The sequence below is a fragment of the Streptomyces griseocarneus genome (assembly GCF_014655595.1).
Classification (GTDB): domain Bacteria; phylum Actinomycetota; class Actinomycetes; order Streptomycetales; family Streptomycetaceae; genus Streptomyces; species Streptomyces griseocarneus.
In genome coordinates this window covers 99,624-119,731 of sequence record NZ_BNBL01000014.1, presented here as the reverse complement: position 1 = coordinate 119,731, position 20,108 = coordinate 99,624, and the positions used below count along the sequence as shown (strand labels likewise).

General features: G+C 73.9%; 20 protein-coding genes. 8 read left to right on the top strand and 12 right to left on the bottom strand.

Annotated elements, in window-relative coordinates:
* Positions 1–152: 152 nt before the first annotated feature.
* A complete protein-coding gene (locus tag IE295_RS28530; protein WP_224323425.1) occupies positions 153–1,382 on the bottom strand; it encodes a geranylgeranyl reductase family protein in 1,230 nt (409 codons plus the stop codon).
* Between the two features lie 176 nt (positions 1,383–1,558).
* Here IE295_RS28530 and IE295_RS28525 point away from each other — a divergent pair, with 176 nt between their 5' ends.
* Positions 1,559–2,944 carry a dipeptidase gene (locus tag IE295_RS28525; protein ID WP_190066652.1) on the top strand — a complete coding sequence of 462 codons (1,386 nt, stop codon included), beginning with the start codon at positions 1,559–1,561 and terminating at the stop codon, positions 2,942–2,944.
* A 252-nt stretch (positions 2,945–3,196) separates the two neighbouring features.
* Here the strand turns inward: IE295_RS28525 and IE295_RS28520 are convergent, their stop codons facing one another.
* Together IE295_RS28520 and IE295_RS28515 are read right to left on the bottom strand one after the other, a co-directional pair.
* Complete coding sequence (locus IE295_RS28520; RefSeq protein ID WP_190066651.1) at positions 3,197–4,237, bottom strand: NUDIX hydrolase; 1,041 nt, start codon at positions 4,235–4,237, stop codon at positions 3,197–3,199.
* A gap of 203 nt (positions 4,238–4,440) precedes the next feature.
* On the bottom strand, positions 4,441–5,406 hold the full coding sequence (locus tag IE295_RS28515; protein WP_190066650.1) for an ROK family protein: 966 nt from the start codon (positions 5,404–5,406) through the stop codon (positions 4,441–4,443).
* A 183-nt stretch (positions 5,407–5,589) separates the two neighbouring features.
* On the opposite strand from IE295_RS28515, the gene IE295_RS28510 reads away from it, so the two are divergent.
* On the top strand, positions 5,590–6,672 hold the full coding sequence (locus IE295_RS28510; protein ID WP_190066649.1) for a LacI family DNA-binding transcriptional regulator: 1,083 nt from the start codon (positions 5,590–5,592) through the stop codon (positions 6,670–6,672).
* Here the strand turns inward: IE295_RS28510 and IE295_RS28505 are convergent.
* Together IE295_RS28505 and IE295_RS28500 are read right to left on the bottom strand one after the other, a co-directional pair.
* The gene (locus IE295_RS28505) at positions 6,652–7,953 is read right to left on the bottom strand and encodes a DUF6986 family protein (protein ID WP_190066648.1); all 1,302 of its coding nucleotides are present in this window, start codon (positions 7,951–7,953) and stop codon (positions 6,652–6,654) included. The genes IE295_RS28510 and IE295_RS28505 overlap by 21 nt on opposite strands.
* 103 nt (positions 7,954–8,056) lie before the next feature.
* Complete coding sequence (locus tag IE295_RS28500) at positions 8,057–8,773, bottom strand: TetR/AcrR family transcriptional regulator (RefSeq protein WP_224323426.1); 717 nt, start codon at positions 8,771–8,773, stop codon at positions 8,057–8,059.
* 93 nt (positions 8,774–8,866) lie between these two features.
* Here IE295_RS28500 and IE295_RS28495 point away from each other — a divergent pair, with 93 nt between their 5' ends.
* Positions 8,867–9,553 carry an NAD(P)-dependent oxidoreductase gene (locus tag IE295_RS28495; RefSeq protein WP_190066647.1) on the top strand — a complete coding sequence of 229 codons (687 nt, stop codon included), beginning with the start codon at positions 8,867–8,869 and terminating at the stop codon, positions 9,551–9,553.
* A 67-nt stretch (positions 9,554–9,620) separates the two neighbouring features.
* On the opposite strand, the gene IE295_RS28490 is transcribed toward IE295_RS28495, so the two are convergent.
* The 3 genes from IE295_RS28490 to IE295_RS28480 all read right to left on the bottom strand — a co-directional run bounded on the left by IE295_RS28490 (position 9,621) and on the right by IE295_RS28480 (position 11,783).
* Positions 9,621–10,565 carry a M56 family metallopeptidase gene (locus IE295_RS28490; protein WP_190066646.1) on the bottom strand — a complete coding sequence of 315 codons (945 nt, stop codon included), beginning with the start codon at positions 10,563–10,565 and terminating at the stop codon, positions 9,621–9,623.
* Positions 10,566–10,647: 82 nt separating this feature from the next.
* Complete coding sequence (locus tag IE295_RS28485) at positions 10,648–11,253, bottom strand: DUF5134 domain-containing protein (RefSeq protein ID WP_190066645.1); 606 nt, start codon at positions 11,251–11,253, stop codon at positions 10,648–10,650.
* 137 nt (positions 11,254–11,390) lie between these two features.
* Complete coding sequence (locus IE295_RS28480; protein ID WP_190066644.1) at positions 11,391–11,783, bottom strand: VOC family protein; 393 nt, start codon at positions 11,781–11,783, stop codon at positions 11,391–11,393.
* Positions 11,784–11,861: 78 nt separating this feature from the next.
* Here IE295_RS28480 and IE295_RS28475 point away from each other — a divergent pair, with 78 nt between their 5' ends.
* Entirely contained in the window at positions 11,862–12,413 is a 552-nt protein-coding gene (locus IE295_RS28475) for a GNAT family N-acetyltransferase (RefSeq protein WP_190066643.1), read from the top strand.
* A gap of 13 nt (positions 12,414–12,426) precedes the next feature.
* Here the strand turns inward: IE295_RS28475 and IE295_RS28470 are convergent, their stop codons facing one another.
* From IE295_RS28470 to IE295_RS28460, 3 genes are read right to left on the bottom strand one after another with little or no spacing between them, the layout of a single operon-like run.
* Positions 12,427–13,200 (bottom strand): amino acid ABC transporter ATP-binding protein, encoded by a 774-nt coding sequence (locus tag IE295_RS28470; RefSeq protein WP_224323427.1) that lies wholly within the window; start codon positions 13,198–13,200, stop codon positions 12,427–12,429.
* Complete coding sequence (locus IE295_RS28465; RefSeq protein ID WP_224323440.1) at positions 13,197–14,090, bottom strand: amino acid ABC transporter permease; 894 nt, start codon at positions 14,088–14,090, stop codon at positions 13,197–13,199. Before IE295_RS28465 ends, IE295_RS28470 begins: the two co-directional genes overlap by 4 nt.
* Positions 14,091–14,104: 14 nt before the next feature.
* A complete protein-coding gene (locus IE295_RS28460) occupies positions 14,105–14,989 on the bottom strand; it encodes an ABC transporter substrate-binding protein (RefSeq protein ID WP_190066641.1) in 885 nt (294 codons plus the stop codon).
* 363 nt (positions 14,990–15,352) lie between these two features.
* On the opposite strand from IE295_RS28460, the gene IE295_RS28455 reads away from it, so the two are divergent.
* The 3 genes from IE295_RS28455 to IE295_RS28445 are packed head-to-tail and all read left to right on the top strand — an operon-like array spanning position 15,353 to position 18,617.
* A complete protein-coding gene (locus IE295_RS28455) occupies positions 15,353–16,750 on the top strand; it encodes a DUF6421 family protein (protein ID WP_190066640.1) in 1,398 nt (465 codons plus the stop codon).
* 26 nt (positions 16,751–16,776) lie between these two features.
* On the top strand, positions 16,777–17,538 hold the full coding sequence (locus tag IE295_RS28450) for an SDR family NAD(P)-dependent oxidoreductase (protein WP_190066682.1): 762 nt from the start codon (positions 16,777–16,779) through the stop codon (positions 17,536–17,538).
* A complete protein-coding gene (locus IE295_RS28445; protein WP_372479418.1) occupies positions 17,517–18,617 on the top strand; it encodes a threonine aldolase family protein in 1,101 nt (366 codons plus the stop codon). Before IE295_RS28450 ends, IE295_RS28445 begins: the two co-directional genes overlap by 22 nt.
* 76 nt (positions 18,618–18,693) lie before the next feature.
* Here the strand turns inward: IE295_RS28445 and IE295_RS28440 are convergent, their stop codons facing one another.
* Entirely contained in the window at positions 18,694–19,416 is a 723-nt protein-coding gene (locus tag IE295_RS28440) for a lysophospholipid acyltransferase family protein (RefSeq protein ID WP_190066638.1), read from the bottom strand.
* A gap of 253 nt (positions 19,417–19,669) precedes the next feature.
* Here IE295_RS28440 and IE295_RS28435 point away from each other — a divergent pair, with 253 nt between their 5' ends.
* Entirely contained in the window at positions 19,670–19,999 is a 330-nt protein-coding gene (locus tag IE295_RS28435) for a TlpA family protein disulfide reductase (RefSeq protein WP_190066637.1), read from the top strand.
* Positions 20,000–20,108: the final 109 nt, after the last annotated feature.

Sequence of the window (20,108 nt, the reverse complement as noted above, 5' to 3'; positions counted from 1 at the left end):
GGGCTGGATTATTTACGGCCCCCGTCAACCGTGAGGCTGAGCGGAAATTCGCCGCAAATAACCCTTACGCCCCTGCCAGGGCCCTTCCCTCCCCGCCCCCTTCCGTTCGGCCGGCGGCTGCCCGGCCCGTCCGGATGACGGATGGGTGTGACTCAGCCCTTGTCCATCGCCGACAGGGTTCGGCGGGCCAGGGGGTGGGTCCGGACGATCTCGGCCAGGGTGGTCGTGCCGCGCACGATGCGCGCGAAGGCGTTCCACGCCGGGCGGAAGCCCGTGATGGCGGCGTGGATGAGGCCCGGGCGGCGCTCGAAGAGGGTGAGCATGCGGCGTCCGACGCCCATCTCCACGCCGAGGCCGGCCTTGATGGCGAAGGCGTAGTTCAGGGCCTGGCGGCGGGCGTCGACCGCGTCCTGCGCCTCGGCGATGCGCACCGCCCACTCCCCCGCGAGCCGGCCCGAGCGCAGGGCGAAGGAGATGCCCTCGCGGGTCCACGGCTCCAGCAGCCCGGCCGCGTCGCCGCAGACGATGACCCGGCCGCGCGAGAGCGGCGAGTCGTCGGCCCGGCAGCGGGTCAGGTGGCCCGAGGAGATGCTGGGCTCGAAGCCCGCCAGCCCCAGCCGGGCGATGAAGTCCTCCAGATAGCGCTTGGTGCCCGCGCCCTCGCCGCGCGCCGAGATCACGCCGACGGTCAGGGTGTCGCCCTTGGGGAAGACCCATCCGTAACTGCCCGGAATCGGACCCCAGTCGATGTGCACCCGGCCGGCCCAGTCCTCCGCGACCGTCGCCGGCACCGGAATCTCAGCCTCCAGGCCGAGGTCCACCTGCTCGAGCTTCACCCCGACGTGTGCACCTATGCGCCCCGCGCTGCCGTCCGCACCCACGACCGCACGGGCGTGGAGGGTCTCGCCGTCGGAGAGCACGACGGCCACGGTGCGCCGGTCGGGCACGGCCGGGCCGTGCTGCTCGACCTTGGAGACGGCCACGCCCGTGCGCACCTCGGCGCCCGCCTCCTTGGCGGACTCGACCAGGGCGGCGTCGAACTCCGGCCGGTTGATGAGCCCGAAGAGCATCCGCTTGGAGCGGCGGGTGCGCGTCATCTTCCCGTTGAGCGAGAACGTGACGGCGTGCACGCGGTCCCGCAGGGGCAGTTGGAACCCGGGCGGCAGGGCGTCCCGCGAGGGGCCGATGATGCCGCCGCCGCAGGTCTTGTAGCGCGGGAGCTCGGCCTTCTCCAGGAGCAGCACCCTGCGGCCCGCGGCCGCCGCCGCACGGGCGGCCGACGCCCCCGCGGGCCCCGCGCCCACCACCACGACGTCCCACACCGGCTCGTTCGCCGCCGGTCCGTCCCGGTCCGCTTCCCGGGCTGCGTTGTCGCTGCTCACCTGTGCTTCTACTCCCGCTCGCTCACCGGCTACGACTACCGTGCGCATCCTACGGCCCACCGTCCGGCGGCCCGTTCGGGGGAAGGTCCCCCGAGGCGCGCGCACCGGCCATGGGAGGATCAGTGCGCAATCGCCCGTATGTACGGACACAACGTCGCGCCCCCAAGGAGCGTTCCATGGACACGTCCTCGAGCCGCCAGCCCGACCCGGCCGCGCTCGCGACGACCGTCGCCTCCCTGCAGTCCCGTGCCCGGACCGAGCTGGCCGAACTGGTCGCCTTCAAGTCCGTCGCCGACGAGGCGCAGTTCCCCAAGAGCGAGTGCGAGGGGGCCGCGAACTGGGTGGCCGACGCGCTCCGCGCCGAGGGCTTCGAGGACGTGGCCCTGCTCGACACGCCGGACGGCACGCAGTCCGTCTACGGCTTCCTGCCCGGTCCGGCGGACGCCCCGACCGTGCTGCTGTACGCCCACTACGACGTGCAGCCCACCCTCGACGAGGCCGCGTGGATCTCCCCGCCCTTCGAGCTGACCGAGCGCGACGGGCGCTGGTACGGCCGCGGCGCCGCCGACTGCAAGGGCGGCGTGATCATGCACCTGAACGCGCTGCGCGCGCTCAAGGCGCACGGCGGCGTCCCGGTCAACGTCAAGGTCATCGTCGAGGGCTCCGAGGAGCAGGGCACCGGCGGCCTCGAGCGGTACGCCGAGGCGCACCCCGGGCTGCTGGCCGCCGACGCCATCGTCATCGGCGACGCGGGCAACTTCCGCGTCGGCCTGCCCACGGTCACCGCGACGCTGCGCGGCATGACGCTGATCCGCGTCCAGGTGGACACGCTCGAGGGCAACCTGCACTCGGGCCAGTTCGGCGGCGCGGCCCCCGACGCCCTCGCGGCCCTGATCCGCGCCCTGGACTCGCTGCGCGCCGAGGACGGCTCGACGACGGTGGACGGACTGCCGGCGGACGAGAGCTGGGCCGGGCTGCAGTACCCCGAGGAGGACTTCCGCAAGGACGCCAAGGTCCTGGACGGCGTGGAGCTGACCGGCTCCGGCACCGTGGCCGACCGCCTCTGGGCGCGCCCGGCGGTCACCGTCCTGGGCATCGACTGCCCGCCGGTGATCGGCGCCACCCCGTCCGTCCAGGCGAGCGCGCGGGCCCTGATCAGCCTGCGCGTACCGCCGGGCCAGGACGCGGCGCAGGCCACGAAGCTGCTCATGGCGCACCTGGAGAAGCACGTGCCGTGGGGCGCGAGGACCGCCCTGGAGCAGGTGGGCCAGGGCCAGGCCTTCCAGGCGGACACCACCAGCCCCGCGTACACGTCGATGGCACAGGCCATGCGCGTCGCGTACCCGGGCGAGGAGATGCAGGCCGCGGGCATGGGCGGCTCGATCCCGCTGTGCAACACCCTCTCCGCGCTCTACCCCGACACGGAGATCCTCCTCATCGGCCTGAGCGAGCCCGAGGCGAAGATCCACGCGGTCAACGAGAGCGTGAGTCCCCAGGAACTGGAACGCCTCACCCTGACCGAGGCCCTGTTCCTGACCAACTACGCGGAGAGCAAGCGCTAGAGCCGGGGAACGAACCCGCACGCGCCCACCGGCGGAAGGGGGCGGGTGCGGGCCGGGAAGGGAGCCTGGCAGGGGCGTAAAGCGGTTTCGCGGGCACGTGCGGGGCGCTCACAGGAGCGTCGGCAGGGCCCGCGAAATCGCAGCCCCAGAAGGTCCCTTCCCGGCCCGCACCCGCCCCCGACACCGCCCCACAGACGGGCGCACCGGCCCCTGACCCCCGCACCACAGACGGGCGCGCCCACCCACCCCCCGTCACCCCACCGGCTCACCCGCCTCAAGGTTCAACGCCCGCCCCCGCTCCCGCGCCCGCAGAGCCCACCGCAGCCGACTGAGCCGTACCGGCGGCAACATCCCCGCCGCCTCCTCCTCGGTGACGAACCGCCACCCCCGCAGCTCCGCCCCGGGCAGCAGCAGCCGCCGCGCGTCGGCCCCGGTCAGCCGCCCCCCGTCGAAGAGCAGGCGCAATCCGCCGTATCCGGGCGGCTTCGGCGGCTCCCAGTCGACGACCAGCAGCCGCGGGACGGACGTGAGCTCGATGCCGATCTCCTCGGCGACCTCGCGCATGCCCGCCCGGGCGGGCGCCTCGCCGGGCTCCACCACTCCGCCCGGGAACTCCCAGCCGGCCTTGTACGTGGGGTCCACGAGCAGCACGCGGTCGTGCTCGTCGAAGAGCAGCACCCCGGCGGCGAGCGTCTCGGCCCGCGGTTCGGGGGTCTGGACGATCGGGCAGAACGCGGCGCTGCCGTCGCGTACGGCCTCGGCGACGCGCCCGGCCACCTGGCGCGGGGTCAGGCCGGCGGTGTCGACGGCGAGGGCGTCGTCCCCGAGCCAGGACGCCAGCGCCTCCCGGTAGGGCGCGACGTGGTCCCGCGCCCACTGTCGGACGGACTCGCTCCGCTCCTCGTCGCCGGGGAACTCCACACGGTTCTCGATACGCTCCCGCAGGATCGTTTCATCGACGGTGAGCACCACATGCCGCACCGGTATCCGACGCGACGCCAGCGCCCCGAAGATCTCGTCCCGGTACTCCTGGCGCAGCAGCGTCATCGGCACGACGAGCACCCCGCCCAGCTCCGCCAGCAGCGCCGCCGCGGTGTCCACGACCATCCGGCGCCAGATGGGCAGGTCCTGGTAGTCCGTGACCTCGCCGAGTCTCTTGGGCGGCAGCAGATGCCGCAGCGCCCCGCCCGTCACCTCGGGGTCGTAGAGGGTGCTGCCCGGGACGAGTTCGGTCAGCAGCTTCGCCGTGCTGGTCTTGCCCCCACTGAACGCACCGTTCAGCCAGACGATCACGGTTCCCCCTTCTCCGTAGCCCCCTGTGGCATGCGGAACACCTGGCGCGGAACACAGCCCCCGCAACGCGGCGCGCGCGGCGGGGGATACGTGCCGGAACACGTGCCCGCAACACCTTGCCACGGAAACGTGTACGAGCGGCATGGGGCGCGGACTGGCCACGCGGCAGGTGACGGAGGCCACAGCGCCCTGTCACCTGCCCGTCACCTACCCGCGCCCGGCCCCCACAGTCCCAGCCGCTCCGCCGCCGCGGCCGCCGCCCCCACCAGCCCCGCGTCGGGGCCCAGACGCGCGGGCAGCACCTCGACGGCCGAGGTGAACGACAACGCCGCGTAGTCGCGCAGGCGTTCCCGCAGGGGAGCGAAGAGCACGTCCCCGGCCCCCGCGACGCCGCCGCCTATCACCGCCACCTCGATCTCCACGAGGGCGGCCGTCGCGGCGATGCCCGCGGCCAGCGCCTGCGCGGCGCGCGCGAAGGAGGCGAGCGCGACGGCGTCGCCCGCCCGGGCGGCGGCGGCCACGGCCGCGGCGCCCGCCTCTTCGCCGGCGCCCGGCCGCCAGCCCCCGGCGAGCGCGCGGCGCGTGATGTTCGGCCCGCTGGCGATGCGTTCCACGCAGCCCCGGCCGCCGCAGGGGCAGGGGTCGCCGTCCAGGTCGACGCTGATGTGACCGATGTGGCCGGCATTGCCCGTGGGTCCTGGGTGCAGCCGTCCGCCGAGGACCAGCCCTCCGCCGACTCCGGTGGAGACCACCATGCACAGGGCGTTGGCCCGCCCGCGGGCCGCACCCCGCCAGTGCTCGGCGGCGGTCATCGCCACTCCGTCGCCGACCAGCGTCACCGGCAGCCCGCCCACCGCCCGGGCCACCTCGGCGACCAGCGGAAAGTCCCGCCAGCAGGGCACGTTGACGGGGCTGACGGTGCCGCGCGAGGCGTCGACGGGGCCCGCGCTGCCGATGCCCACGGCCCGTACCCGCGACCAGTCCCCGCACCGGCCCAGCTCGGCGAGCACCCCGGCCACCGCGCCCATGACCGTCGCCGCGTCCTCCGTCGCCGGGGTCGGCCGCCGGGCGCGCGCGAGCAGGTTCCCGCCGGCGTCCACGAGCGCCCCGGCGATCTTGGTGCCGCCGAAGTCGAGAGCGGCGACGAGGTCGCCCTGGTCGTTGCGCACGGTGCGATCGTCTCCTGGTCGACGGGCGGTGGGGGGCTGTTCAGGGAGGTCAGTCTGGCCGTGCTTGACAACGTTGTCCAGGCTCTATGCTCGACGTCACCTCCGAGATGCCCGACGTCGCCTCAGGGAACTCGACGTCACCCGCGGGCATCAGACGGCTCTCAGCGCAAAGGACGGGCGTCCATGGCCGACTCCGCCGATACCCCCCGTGCCGCCGGCTCCCCCGCGCCGGCCGCCCCCGGCGGCCCGCCGCCGCGCTACGGCACCCGTCCGACGATGAAGGACGTCGCCGCCCGCGCGGGCGTGGGCCTCAAGACCGTCTCCCGGGTGGTGAACGGCGAACCGGGCGTCACCCCCGACACCGAGCGGCGCGTTCAGGAGGCCATCACCGCCCTCGGCTTCCGCCGCAACGACAGCGCCCGCATCCTGCGCAAGGGCCGCACCGCCTCCGTCGGCCTCGTCCTCGAGGACCTCGCCGACCCCTTCTACGCCCCGCTCAACCGCGCCGTCGAGGAGGTGGCGCGTCGTCATGGCGCCCTGCTCATCAACGGCTCCAGCGCCGAGGACGCCGAACGGGAGCGGGAGCTGGCGCTCGCCTTCTGCGCCCGCCGCGTCGACGGCCTGATCGTCATCCCGGCGGGCGGCGACCACCGCTATCTGGAACCCGAGATCGCGGCGGGCGTCGCCACCGTCTTCGTCGACCGCCCCGCCGGGCTCATAGACGCCGACGCGGTGCTCTCGGACAGCTTCGGCGGCGCCCGCGAGGGCGTCGCCCACCTCATCGCGCACGGCCACCGCCGCATCGGCTTCATCGGCGACCAGCCGCGCATCCACACCGCCGCCGAGCGACTGCGCGGCTACCGCGCCGCGATGGCGGACGCCTCTCTGCCCGTGGACGAGAGCTGGGTCTCGCTGGGCTCCACCGCCCCCGAGCGCGTACGGGCGGAGGCGGAGCGCATGCTCGCCGGCCCGCGCCCGGTCACCGCGCTGTTCACGGGCAACAACCGGGTGACCGTCACCGCCCTGCGCGTCACGGCCCGCCTGCCCCGCCCCGTCGCCCTGGTCGGCTTCGACGACCTGGAGCTGGCCGACCTGCTCTCGCCCGGGGTCACCGTGGTCGCCCAGGACGCGGCCCGGCTGGGCCGTACGGCCGCCGAGCTGCTGTTCCGCCGGCTCGAGGGCGCCGGCGAGGCGCCGCGCCGGGTGGAGCTGCCGACCCGCCTCATCGTGCGCGGCTCCGGCGAACTACCGCCCGCCGGCGACTGACCCGGGCGCCGCACGCCCCGCCAGCGCGTGGAGCTCCTCGCGGCCCAGCCCCGTCAGCGCGGCGACCTCGTCCGCGTCCACCGCGCCGCAGTCCAGCCCGCGCAGCAGGTGGCCGCTCAGCGCCCGCGCGGTGGCGGGCTCGTCCAGCACGGCGCCGCCCCCGGTGCGCGCGACATACGCGGCGAGGCGGGCCGCGTCCCGCTCGAGACCCTCGCGGTGGAAGGCGTAGACGGCGGCGTAGCGGGTCGGCAGATGGCCGGGATGCATGTCCCAGCCCTGGTGGTAACCCCGCGTCAGCGACCGCCGTACGAGCCGGTGGTGCAGCCGCCACGCCGCGTGGACCTGTGCGGTGTCCCCGACGGGCAGCACGTTGGTCGAGCCGTCGGAGAGGCGGACGCCGGTGCCGGCGGCGGCGACCTGCATGACGGCCTTGGCGTGGTCGGCCACCGGGTGGTCGGGCGACTGGTGCGCGGCGTCGATGCCGCAGGAGGCGCTGTAGTCGAAGGTGCCGTAGTGCAGGGCGGTGGCCCTGCCGTCGGCGGCGTCGATCAGCCGGGCGACGGTCGCCCGCCCGTCGGCCCCGAGGATGGCCTGGGTGGTCTCGATCTGGATCTCGAAGCCGATCCGCCCGGGCGCCAGCCCGCGGGCCTTCTCGAACTCCCCCGCCAGCTGGGCCATCGCGGCGACCTGCTCGGGATAGGTCACCTTGGGCAGCGTGAGAACGAGCCCCTCCGGGAGCCCGCCCGCGGCCATCAGCCCGGTGAGGAAGACGTCGAGGGTCCGTATCCCCCGCTCGCGCACGGCCGCTTCCATGCACTTCATGCGAATGCCCATGTACGGCGGGGCCGTGCCGTCCTCGAAGGCCGCCGCGACGAGCCTCGCCGCCCGTGCCGCCGCCGCGTCCTCCTCGGCGTGGGGGCGCGGCCCGTACCCGTCCTCGAAGTCGATCCGCAGGTCCTCGACGGGCTCGCGCGCGAGCTTGGCCCGTACGCGCTCGTGGACCGGCTCCGCCTGCTCGGTGGGCAGTCCGAGGGCGCGGGCGAACGCCCCGGCGTCGGGGGCGTGTTCGTCGAGCGCGGCGAGCGCCCGGTCGCCCCAGGACCGGACGGTCGCGGCGTCGAAGGCGTCGGCCGGGACGTAGACCGTGTGCACGGGCTGGCGGCTGCCGGGGTCGCCCGGGTACCGGCGCGCGAGCTCGGCGTCCACGGGGGCCAGCAGCGCCGCGACGCGCTCGCCGGCCGCGCTGGTGAACGTCGTGGCGACGCCCTGCTGCTGCCCCATGCGACACCCCTTCGCACTTCCGCTGCACGGAATCAACTGTCCGTCGGGCGAAGCTATCCGGGCCCGCGCGGACGGTCAACGGTGCCGTCACGTCCGGCCGGCGTCAGGCGGCGGGCGGCTCGAGCCCCAGGGAGCCGGCCAGGTCCAGCATCTCGTCGCGGTAGAGCGCCCCGGGGTCGGCGGCGACGGGCGACAGATGGCCGTAGAGCTCGAGCGCCAGCAGCCCGTGCATGCGCCCCCATGCGCGCAGCGCCAGCGCGATGGCCGCGGGCGGCAGCCCGGGGTGCTCGGCCCGGACGCGGGCGCCCAGTTCCTCGCCGAAGTCGGACCACTGGTGACGGTCGTGGCGGTGGGCGGCCCGGGCGTGCGGCCACGCGTCCGCGATCAGTCCGACCAGCCCGTCGCAGGCGCGGCCGCGCGCCAGGGCGCCGGGACCGCCTTCCGGCGGCCGGTAGCCGGGGACCGCATCGCCGTAAATGAGGCGGAAACCCTGGGGGTTGGCGAGCGCCCAGGTGCGCAGCGCCTCGGCCCAGGCCAGCAGGCGGCCGGCCGCGTCGTCGGCCGGCCGGGCGTCGCGGGCCGCCTCCACCGTGTCGACGAGGTCGGTGTAGACCTCGCCGATGAGCGTGGTGACGAGGTCGTCGCGGGTGGCGTAGTAGCCGTAGATGGCCCCCGCGGTCATGCCCATCTCTCGCGCGATCGCCCGCAGGGAGATGGCGTCCGGGCCGCCCTCGCCCATGAGCTTCAGCGCGATCGTCCTGATCTCCCGGGCCGTCTCGGCCCGCAGTCGCTCGCGGCGATTCAGCGTCTCGTTCCCCACCGTTGACACTTTACGGCACGGAGTTACTATCAGCCGTACACAAACTGAACGGCGTGTAGTGAATGCACACCGTGCACTGGGGAGGGGATTTCCATGGACATCGGGGTTCTCGGCGCCACCGGTCTCATCGGCCGGGCGGTCGTGGCGGAGGGGCTGCGCCGCGGCCACCGGGTCACCGCCGTCACGCGGGATGCGGCGCGCGTTCCGGCGGACCGCGGCGGCGCGACGTGGCGGGTCGCGGACGCCGGCGACGCGGAGGGGGCGGCGCGGGCCGTCGCCGGGCTGGACGTCGTGGTGAACGCCATCGCCCCGGGGGGCGACATCCCCGACCAGATCGCGCACGCCCACGTACTGCCGGACACCGCCCGGGCGTTGCTGAAGGCGCTGGAGCGCCACCCTGCCACCCGGCTCGTCGTCATCGGCGGCGGTGGCAGCCTGGAGTCGGCGCCGGGCGTACGGCTCCTGGACGACGAGGAGGGCTTCGCCCGCGTCCTGACGGATGTTCTGCACGTGCCCGCCGCATACCGCGCGGTCGTGCTCGCCCACGCCGAGGTGCTGGACCTGTGCCGGTTGTCGGACCGGAACTGGACGTATCTGAGCCCGTCGGCCGGCCGCATCGAGCCCGGCGAGCGCACGGGCCGCTACCGGGTGGGCGGCGACCAGGCGCTCCCACCCCTGGAGGGCGCGGGCGACATCTCCACCCAGGACCTGGCCGTGGCCGTGCTCGACGAGATCGAGACGCCCCGCCACGTCCAACGCCGTTTCACCGTCGGCTACTGAGCCGGGCGTCCGCCGTCCGCGCGGCGGGGCCCGCGAGGCTCGGGCCCACCGGGGCCGAGCGCCGGGCTCAGCGCGCTCCCAGCACGCTCAGGCCCGGCACGAAGGTCACCAGCACCGGTACGAACGGGACCAGGGCCGCGACCGCCGTCAGCCGCAGGCGACGGGCGGCCGTCAGGCGGGGAGCCGGGGACAGGAGGCGGTGGACGCGGTCGGGGACGTGGGAGAGGGGGGTGGGACAGGGGCCGAACACCCCCCGGTCCTCGTTGAGTTCGACCAGGGCCAGGGCCGTGGCGAGGCGGCCGGAGCGGCGGGAGGCGCTGTCGTCGGCGGCCAGCTCGACGAGGTGGTGGACCTGGTCGCGGAACGCGGCGAACACCGGGACCTGCGGGAAGCCGTTGGCCAGGGCCGCCGAGCAGTGCAGGAGCCAGTCGTGGCGGGCGCGGGCGTGGCCCTGCTCGTGGGCGAGGACCGCGTCCAGCTGGGAGTCGTTCAGGCGGCGCAGCGCGGCCGTGGTGATCACGAGCTGGGGCGCGGTGCCGGCCCGCAGCAGCCAGGCCTCGGGGTGGTCGCCCTCGAGGACCACGAGCGGCTCGGCGCCGCGGTCCTCGCCGGGCAGCCGGGGGGACCGTACGAGCAGCTCGGCGCGGCGGCGGCGCCGGCGGGCGCGGGCGTCGCGGATCTCGCGGGTCAGCATGGCGGCCGTCCACACGGCGCCGGAGGCGAGGGCGACAGCCAGCGGGGCGGCCCAGGGCCCGTAGGCGGTGAGGGCGTAGGCCTCCATCACGCCGTGCGGGGCGGGCGCGAAGACGTTGCCGCGTACGGCCTCCCAGGCCGCGGCGGCGCTCAGCGCCATGGCGAGCGCACAGCACAGCAGCACGCCGGCCACCACGCATTGCCAGACCCACAGGGCCAGGACGGGTTCGCGGTCGGGCCAGTCGGCGCGGGTCAGCACGCGCGGTGCCATCGCCGCGGCCAGGCCGCCGAGGACCAGCAGCGCGAGCGGGACCATCATGCGTTCACCCTATGAGGAGGCGGCGGGGCCCGGATACGCGTCGGCACGTTAAGTGACGTACACCACGCGAGCCGTGAGGCGCTCACATGGTCAGCAGCATCGCCAGCATGCCGATGCCCATGGACAGCCGGCAGGCGTCGGTCAGCTCGCGGCCGCAGGGCCGCTCGCGCGGCGGGCCGGGCCAGGGGGCGTCCTGCGAGGCGATGGCCGTCACCGGCACCATTCCCGCCGCGGTGCGCACGACGTAGACCGCGAAGTAGACCAGCAGCAGCCCGGTGACCAGGGGGTTCCCGGCGGGTTCCCGGAGGCCCGCGCCCGCGGCGCCCGCGGTGTGCCCGGCGTGGGCGGCGCCCGGGGATCCCGCCATCGCGAGCGCCATGTAGACCATGGCGAAGGCGCCCACCGCGTGGTGCAGATGGTGCATGCCGGCGCGGCCGCCGCGGGCCAGCGCCAGGGCCCGCAGCCCCACCGCCCCGAAGACCAGGGCGAACGCCACGTGCCCCCACGGCCGGGTGTCCAGGGCCGCGGCCGGGACCGCCATGACGGCCATGCCCAGTCCCATCAGCGCGTCGCCCCCGGCGGCCCGGCGCTCCCCCGCCGCGCCGGCCCGCATCCTGAAGAGGCAGTACGCGCCGGTGGCGGCGCACAGTGCGACCAGCAACCACCCCACCAGCGGCGGTCCGTGCACGGCACACCTCCCCGGCTCCCCCGGACGCGACCCACCCCCGGAGAATGCCCACGGCGACCGCCGCGCACGGGAGCGCACGGGCGCACAGGGGGCGCGCAACGCCCTCCCGCCGCGCGCCCGCGCTGCTCCGGGGCCCGTCAGATGCCCGGGCGGTAGCGCATCGGATGGCCCTCCGGCACCTCCACCACCGCGATGCGCACGCCGTCGGGGTCCGCGATCCACATCTCGATCAGCCCCCACGGCTTGCGCTCGGGGGGCTCGATCACCTCCACCCCGCGCAGCAGGAACTCCTTGTGCGCCGCCGCCGCGTCCGCGACCTGCATCCACAGCTCCAGCCCCGGCCCGGGCGGCGTGTCCGACCGCCCCGAGACCTCCAGGAAGCCGCCGCCCAGGAAGTAGACGACCCCGCGTTCGGGGCCCGTGCCGAACTCGCGGTAGACCGCGAGGCCCAGGGCCCCGCCGTAGAACTCCCGCGACCGCTCGGGATCGGTCGGCCTCAGCAATACCCTGCTGCTCAGTACGTGCACCATGCCCGCGACTGTACGCACGCCTCCTCCGTTAGGGTCGTACATGCGCCCGAAACCGCACGGAGAGGACCACGGGACACCATGGAGACCGCCAGGAGCCGTACCGCAGAGCCGACCTTCCGGGCCGCGACCGCCGTCGACGTGCCCGCACTCGTCGAGCTCGTCGAGTCGGCCTACCGCGGGGACGCGAGCCGCGCCGGCTGGACCACCGAGGCCGACCTGCTCGAGGGCCAGCGCACCGACCCCGAGGGCGTCATGGCCGTGGTCACCGACGAGAACAGCCGGCTGCTGGTCGCGGACGTCGACGGCGAGACCGTCGCCTGCTGCCACGTCGAACACCGCGGCACCCACGCGTACTTCGGCATGTTCGCCGTCCGCCCGACCGCCCAGGGCGGCGGCCTCGGCAAGCTCGTCATGGCGGAGGCCGAGCGGCTCGCGCGCGCCGAGTGGGGCGCCGCCGAGATGCACATGACCGTCATCAGGCAGCGCGACGAGCTGATCGCCTGGTACGAGCGCCGCGGCTACCGGCGCACGGGGCGGATGAGCCCCTTCCCGTACGGCGACGAGCGGTTCGGCATCCCGCAGCGCGACGACCTGGAGTTCGAGCTGCTGGTCAAGGACCTGGCCGCGTAGGGCCAGGCCCCGCCTAGAGCCGCCCCGCCTCCGTCAGGCGCCGCAGGAAGCGCCTGGTGCGCTCCTCGCGCGGCGCGCCGAACACCTCGTCCGGCGTGCCGCGCTCGAGCACCACCCCGCCGTCGAGGAAGCACACCTGGTCGGCCACGTCCCGGGCGAAGCCCATCTCGTGCGTGGCCAGGACCATGGTCATCCCCTCGTCCTTGAGGTCGCGCACCACGCCCAGCACCTCGCCGACCAGCTCGGGGTCGAGCGCCGCCGTGATCTCGTCGAGCAGCAGCAGCCGGGGGCGGACCGCCAACGCCCGGGCGATCGCGACGCGTTGCTGCTGGCCGCCGCTGAGCCGGTCCGGGTACTCGCCGGCCCTGCCCCCCAGGCCCAGCCGCTCCAGCAGCTCGCGGGCCCGCTCCTCGGCCTGAGCACGCGGCACGCCGTGGACGCGGCGCGGGGCGAGGGTGATGTTCTCCAGCACCGTCATGTGCGGGAAGAGGTTGTACGCCTGGAAGACCACGCCGATGCGGCGGCGCACGGTGTCGGGGTTCACGCGCGGGTCGGTGATGTCCTCGCCGTCGAGGAGGATCGCGCCGTCGTCGATCTCCTCGAGCAGGTTCGCGCACCGCAGCAGCGTCGACTTGCCCGAACCCGAGGCGCCGATCAGCGCGGTGACGGTGTGCGGGGCGACGTCGAGGTCGACGTCGCGCAGGACGACCGTGCTCCCGAAGGTCTTGCGCACCGCTTCCAGGCGCAGCACCGGCTGCCCGTCCAGCGGTGCGGGCCGCTCGCTCATACGATCCCTCCCTGGGCCCGGCGGCGGTCCATCCGGGCGGTCACCGCGTCGGTGAACCGGGTCATCGGGATGGTGAGGGCCACGAAGATCAGCCCGGCGACCACGTACGGGGTGTAGTTGAAGCTCTTGCTCGCGCTGATCTGCGCCGCGTAGACGGCGTCGACCGCGCCCGCGACGGAGACCAGCCCGGTGTCCTTCTGCAGGGAGACCAGGTCGTTCAGGAGCGGGGGCACCACGCGCCGCACGGCCTGCGGGAGGACGACGTGGCGCAGCGTCTGGCCGCCGCTGAGCCCCAGCGAGCGGGCTGCGGCGCGCTGGCTGGGGTGGACCGACTCGATGCCGGCCCGGAAGACCTCGCCGACGTAGGCGGAGTACGTCAGGACCAGGGCCGTCCCGCCCAGCAGCACCGGGTCGGTCGTCACGCCTTGGAGGCGCAGCGCCGGGACGCCGAAGACGACCATCAGCAGGCAGATGATCAGCGGCAGGCCGCGGAAGAAGTCGGTGTAGGCGGTGGCCAGGGCCCGCAGCGGGAAGAACACCGGGCCGCGCAGGGTGCGGGCGACGGCGAGCAGCATGCCGAGGGCGAGTACGGCGGCGCCGCAGACGAGGAGCAGCCGGACGTTGAGCCAGAGGCCCTCGAGGACGTGCGGGAGGGCCTCGCGGGCGTAGTGGGCGTTGAAGAAGGTCTCGCGGGTGCGCGGCCAGCCGGGGGAGTTGACGACGACGAGGAAGAGCACGACGACGGTGGCGAGCGTGCTGACGGCCGCGACGGCCGCCGCCCGGCGGGCCCGGGCCCGCTTGAACCGTTCGCGTTCGAGGCGGCGCGCGGACGGCACGTACGCGTCGTGCGGCTTTGCGGGCGGGTCGTGGGGGGTCCGTGCCGCCGGCACGGTGTCCTCGGGCGTCACTTCAGCACCGGTGCGTCGGCGGCTTCGGACAGCCACTTCTTCTCCAGCCGGGCGAGGGTGCCGTCCCGGCGCAGGGAGTCGACGGCGTCGCTCACGCAGCCGGTGATGCCGCTGCCCTTGTCGAGGACCAGCCCGAAGCGTTCGGCCGCGGCGCCCTTGGCCTCGAACTGCCCGACGATCTTCGCTTCCGGTACCTCCGCCGAGGTGATGTAGAAGGCGGTGGGGAGGTCGACGACGATCGCGTCGACCTGGCCGTTCTTGAGCGCCGTCTTGGCGAAGTCGTTCTTCTGGAACACGGCGGGCGCGCGGTCGGGCCTGATGACGTCGTTGACGACGTCGAGGCTGGTGGTGCCCACCTGGGCGCCGAGGCGGGCGTGCTTGAGGCCCGCCACGTCCTTCGCCCCGGCGGCCGGGGAGTCCTTGAGGGCGACGACGGCCTGGCGCACGTCGTAGTAGCCGGAGGAGAAGTCCACCGCGCGGCGGCGCTCGTCGCTGATGGAGACCTGGTTGATGTCGAAGTCGAACTTCTTCGCCCCGGGGGCGACGGCGCTGTTGAACGGCACGGTCTGCCAGACCACGTCCGACCGGTCGTAGCCGAGCCGGTCGGCGACGGCGTAGGCCACGGCCGACTCGAAGCCCTTGCCGCCGGCCGGGTCGTCGTCCTGGAACCAGGGCGCGTAGGCGGGCTTGTCGGTGCCCACGGTCAGCTTTCCGGGGGCGCGGGTGTCGAGCCGCCCCTTGGCGCAGGCGTGCGCACCGGGGGCGGGGCGGTCGGTGGACTTCGCGGCGTCGGTGTCGTCCTGCGGGGCGCAGCCGGCGGCCGCGGCGAGCAGCACGGCGAGTGCGGCGGCCAGGCGTCCGGCGTGGGTGGCGGCGGGCATGGCGCGAGACTGGCAGCGCCCTCGATGATCTGTCCAGGTCAGGACCGGGGATCGTCCGAATGGCGGAAGGTTGTTGCGGCTTCGTGAATTGCGGCCGGGCCGGGAAGGTGCTCGCGGCGGCCGCCTCGCGGCTCCGCCCGGGGCCGCCGGTCATGGCCGGAATCCGACTAGGACGCCGTCCGTGACGGGAGTGTCAGGAGCGACGGAAAGCCGCTTTCGCTCCCTCGGACGGGGGAAGCCCGCAGGAAAAACAGCGGTGCGACCCGGGGGTCCGCAGGATAATTTATCGCTCAACCCCTTGAGCCGGAGAAGCTGACACAGATACGGTGTCTTAACGCCAGGTTCTCCCGAGGAGGGTTAGTCGTGACGGAAATTATTGCGTCGACCGCAGCAAAATCCGACATTTTGTCTGTGGATCGCGTAGTGGAGCACCCGGCCTGGGGCACGCTCAAGGCCGCGGTGGAGACGATCCGGCCCTGGCAGTCCGCCGACGGCTCCATCGACCTCGCCGCGGAGGGCGCACCCCCGGGCCAGGCCGTGCGCGCCGAGTTCGACACCGTCATAGCCGCGATCGAGCAGCTCTCGCCGCTCCTGCCGCACGACGCCGCCTACCACTCCGCGCTCGTGGCCGACCTGCGCCGCTGGGCCGACACGGGCTTCGGCGTGCCGGACTTCCTCGACTCCCTGCTGGCCTTCCAGCCCGCCGCCCAGCGCGCCGACGGCCTGCAGCACCTGGTCGTCTTCCCGATGTACACCCAGAACGGCAACCCCGACCGCAACCTCGAGGCCGTCGTGCTGCGCGTGGTGTGGCCGGAGTGGCTCGCCGAGCTGGAGCGCACCCGCTACGACAACCCCCTCTTCCTCGGGATCACCTTCGAGGACTTCACGGCCGGCTACGACACCAACTCCGCCGTGCTCTTCCCCGAGACGATCGCCGTGCGCGAGGCCCCCGAGCGCTTCACCTGGGGCGGCATCTTCTGCGACCGCGAGGCGGCCCGCTTCCGCCGCATCACCGAGGCCGCCGTCGAGACCCTGCGCCTGGACCTGCCCGCCGACATCGCCGACATGATCGACGACCAGGAGCGCTGCCAGCAGGCGTTCGTCCTGTGGGACATGGTCCACGACCGCACCCACAGCCACGGCGACCTGCCCTTCGACCCGTTCATGATCAAGCAGCGCCAGCCGTTCTGGATGTACGGGCTGGAGGAGCTGCGCTGCGACCTCACGGCCTTCAAGGAGGCCGTCAAGCTCGAGGCCGACGGCTACGCCCAGGCCCGTGACGTGCAGTTCGCCGTCCTCTTCGACCGGATGTTCCGCTTCCCCATCACCGGTGAGCGGGACCGCAACTACGACGGCCTCGGCGGTCAGCTCCTCTTCGCGTACCTCCACAAGCACGACGTCGTACGCTGGACGGACAACACACTGCACATCGACTGGGAGCGCGCCCCGCAGGTCACCAACCAGCTGTGCGGCGACATCGAGAAGCTCTACCGCGACGGCATCGACCGCCCCAAGCTCGTCCACTGGCTCGCCGCCTACGACCTCGTCTCGTCCTACCTCTCCCCCCACCCCGGCTCCACCTGGGCCAAGGGCCCCGACGCCCTCGACCTCTCGCTGCCGCCGCGCAAGCTCGTCGATGACGTGCTTCCGGACGAGTTCCCGCTGAGCATGTTCTACGAGGCCCTTGCCAAGAAGCTGCGCGGCGTGATCGTCTCCACCAAGGGGATCACCGCGGCGGACATGGAGCGGGTGGCCGCGTGAGCGAGGGACAGAAGGAGGCGACGACCATGAGCACTCCCGGCAACGGCAATGGCCGGCTGGAGGGCGCCGTCGTGGCGGTGGCGGGAGCGGCCGGCCCGGCGGGCCGCGCCGCGCTGCTGGCGCTGGCGGAGGCCGGGGCGACCGTGGTCGCCTCCGACGCGGACGCCGCGCGCCTCGCCGAGGCCGTGGACGCCGCCCGCTACGCCCACGGCGGTGCGACCGTCACGGGCGACACCGTGGACCTGCTCGACGTCGAGGCCACCCGTGCCTGGGCCGACCGCACCGAGAAGGAATTCGGCCGCGTCGACGGCCTGGTCCACCTGGTCGGCGGCTGGCGCGGCTCGGCGACCTTCGCCGAGACCGACCTCGCGGACTGGGAGCTGCTCGAGAAGCTGCTCATCAAGACCGTCCAGCACACCTCGCTGGCCTTCGAGGGCCCGCTGGCCCGTAGCGGCAAGGGCCGCTTCGTCCTGGTCAGCGCCGCCGGCGCCAGCCAGCCGACCGCGGGCAACGCCGCCTACGCCGCCTCCAAGGCCGCCGCCGAGGCGTGGACCCTCGCGCTCGCCGACTCCTTCCGCAAGGCGGGGGGCGACGACGCCCCGCCGGCCGCCGCCACCATTCTGGTGATCAAGGCGCTGGTGCACGACGCGATGCGCGCCGAACGACCGAACGCGAAGTTCGCGGGCTTCACCGACGCCAAGGACCTGGCCCAGGCCATCGTCGGCGTCTGGGAGCGGCCCGCCCAGGAAGTGAACGGAACCCGTCTGTGGCTCACCCCGCAACCGTGACCGAGGCCCCCTCGGCCCAGACCGACGCGATACGCCGCCATGACCCGCGGGTGCGCGGCTTCGCCAGCGACAACTACGCCGGCGCGCACCCCGAGATCCTGGCCGCGCTCGCCGTCGCCAACGGCGGTCACCAGGTCGCGTACGGCGAGGACGACTACACCGCCCATCTCCAGGACGTGATGCGCGCCCACTTCGGGCCGACCGCCGAGGCGTTCCCGGTCTTCAACGGCACGGGCGCCAACGTCGTCGCCCTGCAGGCCGCGACCGAGCGCTGGGGCGCGGTCATCTGCGCCTCCTCCGCGCACATCAACGTCGACGAGTGCGGCGCGCCCGAGCGCGTCGGCGGGCTGAAGCTGCTGCACGTGCCCACCGAGCACGGCAAGCTCACCCCCGAGCTCATCGACCGCGAGGCGTTCGGCTGGGACGACGAGCACCGCGCCCAGCCGCAGGTCGTCTCGATCACGCAGACCACCGAGCTGGGCACCTGCTACACGCCCGAGGAGATCCGCGAGATCTGCGACCACGCCCACGAGCGGGGCATGAAGGTCCACCTGGACGGCTCGCGCATCGCCAACGCCGCGGCCACGCTGGGCGTGCCGCTGCGGGCCTTCACCACCGACGCCGGGGTGGACCTGCTCTCCTTCGGCGGCACCAAGAACGGGATGGTCTTCGGCGAGTGCGTCGTCGTCCTCAACCCGGGCGCGGTCAGGGCGATGAAGCACCTGCGCAAGATGTCGATGCAGCTCGCCTCCAAGATGCGCTTCGTCTCGGTGCAGTTCGAGGCGCTGCTCTCGGGCGATCTGTGGCTGCGCAGCGCCTCGCACGCCAACGCCATGGCGGCGCGGCTGGCCGAGCGCGTACGGACCGTGGAGGGCGTCGAGGTGCTGCACCCCGTGCAGTCCAACGCCGTCTTCGCCCGGCTCCCGCACGACGTGAGCGAGCGCCTGCAGAAGCGCTACCGCTTCTACTTCTGGGACGAGACGGCCGGCGACGTCCGCTGGATGTGCGCCTTCGACACCACCGAGGCCGACGTGGACGCGTTCGCGGCGGCGGTGGCGGAGGAGATGGCCAAGCGCTAGCCGGCCCTGCCGTACGAACGAGCGAGCCCCCTGCCATGGGTCATGGCAGGGGGCTCGCTCGTGGTGCGGCCGGGCGCTAGCTGCGGTCCGGGCCCCCGGCCGGGGCGGGCGCCGTGCCGCCGAGGTGTGCGGGGATCCACCAGCTGTCGGCGGGGCCCTCGGAGCGCACGGGGTACGCCCGCTGCGCGGCCTCGAGCAGGTCCTGGACGCGGCCGCGCACCCGCTCGGTGACGGAGTCCGCGCTCTCCTCCCGGCCGGCCGTGAGGGGCTCGCCCACCCGGATCGACACCGGGATGTGCTGCCGGCTCAGATTGCGCTTCTGCCCCTTGGTCCACAGCCGCTGGGTGCCCCACAGCGCCATCGGCACCAGCGGCACCCCGGCCTCCTGGGCCAGCCGCGCCGCGCCGGACTTGAAGTTCTTGAGCGTGAAGGAGGTGGAGATCGTCGCCTCCGGGAAGACGCCGATGATCTCACCGGAGCGCAGGGCGGACAGCGCGTGCTTGTACGCGTCCAGGCCGGCCGAGCGGTCGACGGGGATGTGCTTCATGGCACGCATCAGCGGACCGGACACCTTGTGCCGGAAGACCGACTCCTTGGCCATGAAGCGCACCAGCCGTTTGGCGGGCCGGGCCGCCAGACCGCAGAAGACGAAGTCGAGGTAGCCGATGTGGTTGCTCACCAGCACCGCCCCGCCGCGCTGCGGTATGTGCTCGGTGCCCTCGACGTCGAAGCGCAGGTCCAGCGCCTTGAACATGGTGTGGGCGAAACCGATCACCGGCGGGTAGACGAGCTCTGCCATGCGGGAAGATCCTTCCGGGCGGGGCGGGGGAGGGTGCTCCCGGCTGAAGTGTTCACAAAGCCGCGACGCGGGGGTTACGCGAGCGTAGGATTCCGGCTTTCGCCAGATCGTGCCTGAATGCCCGGGCCGGGGGCCAGCCGGGACGCCCCGGCGGCCGGGAGATCCTCATCACGTCGGGAAATTTCCCCGCTCCCCCGGGTGCTGCACCCTGGAAACCGGACAAGTGCGGGGACAGCCGCGGGAAGGGACGAGCGTGCCGGAGCGGGACGGGGAGACCGTGCGGCTGAGTGCCGCCGACATCGGCGCGGAGCTGGGCGAGCGGGCCACGCTGGTGCAGTTCTCCAGCGCCTTCTGCCAGCCCTGCCGGGCGACGCGGCGCGTCCTGGGGGAGGTCGCGGCGATGGTCGACGGCGTCGCCCATGTGGAGATCGACGCCGAGGCCCGGCTGGAGCTCGTACGGGCCCTCCAGGTCCGCGCCACGCCCACCACGCTGGTCCTGGACGCCGGCGGCCGCGTGGTGCGCCGCGCCGCCGGACAGCCGCGCAGGGCCGACGTCATCGCGGCCCTCGGCTCCGCCGTCTGACACGCCGTGGCGCCCGGGGCCTCAACGGTTCGCGGGGCCGGGGCGTCCCCTTTCGCCGCGTTGGGCAGATCACAGTCGACCGGCCTTGCGTTCGCTGGACACCCTCGGT